This window comes from Elstera litoralis (assembly GCF_000963705.1).
Taxonomy (GTDB): domain Bacteria; phylum Pseudomonadota; class Alphaproteobacteria; order Elsterales; family Elsteraceae; genus Elstera; species Elstera litoralis.
Genome location: NZ_LAJY01000820.1, coordinates 1 through 884 on the forward strand (window position 1 = coordinate 1; position 884 = coordinate 884).

The 884-nt window shown below is 58.7% G+C and carries 2 protein-coding genes; one reads left to right on the plus strand and one right to left on the minus strand.

Going from position 1 to position 884, the window contains the following annotated elements:
* Positions 1-328 (plus strand): type II toxin-antitoxin system RelE/ParE family toxin (locus VZ95_RS19990; RefSeq protein ID WP_232302778.1); only part of this gene is annotated, 328 nt, incomplete at its 5' end.
* 70 nt (positions 329-398) lie between these two features.
* Here the strand turns inward: VZ95_RS19990 and VZ95_RS19995 are convergent.
* On the minus strand, positions 399-884 hold a 486-nt coding region (locus tag VZ95_RS19995), incomplete at its 5' end, for a LolA family protein (protein ID WP_045777430.1).

Genomic DNA, 884 nt, shown 5'->3' on the forward strand with positions numbered 1-884 from the left:
ACAAGGCCGCAGGAGCAAAGCTGAACCCATGACGACGCCTTATCGCATCGTCTGGCGACCGATAGCCGAGGCCGACTTAGACAAGCTCATTGACCACATCGCCGAGGACAAGCCGATTAAGGCCGAAGAATTCGGCCAAGAGCTGCGCGCCAAAGTGTTGCCGCTTGCGCAGTATCCAAAACTGGGCCGCACGGGCAGGCCGGGCCTGCCGACCTTCCTGCGCGAACTGGTCGCACATCCGACCTACATCATTTTTTATCGCGTGCTGGACGAGGCGCGCATTGTCGAGATTTTGAGAGTGAAACACACGGCGCAGAAAACGCCGTGACGAGAATATTCGTATCAAAAAAGGCACGGCGAGCGTTCGCTCGCCTTGTCACGCTCAATATCCAACGCGCCTAATTAAAACGCTCCACCGGCTGATTGAAGAACTTCGGGTCGCGGAATTCGAACACCTTTGGGTTGATGGGGTCGCCCGCGCGTGCCTCGATTAGCGTTACTTTAGTCAGGCGGTTTTGGCTGTCGAGCACGGCCCATTGTTCCAGCCGAAACGGGGCCTCGCTGAACTGTATTGTGAGTTCGCCCTGTTCGGGATCATCGGTTTCGCGCACCGAAACGCGCAGCACGCCGGGGCCACGATCGATTTTAGTGACGGTGAGGTCTTGGCTAAGGCGCACCTTATCGCGCAACAAAAAGGCCACCGGCGTGCTGCTGAGCGGCAGGCTGGTGGTTTCGTTGAGTTCGCGGTCATGGAAGGTTAGCAGCGTTCCGTCCGCCACCATCACCACGGGGGAGGGCGGGGCGTAATCGAAGCGCATCTTGCCGGGGCGCTGAATGAACACGGCCCCGCGCGCAATTGCGCCGTTATCGGTGATTTGCAGGAA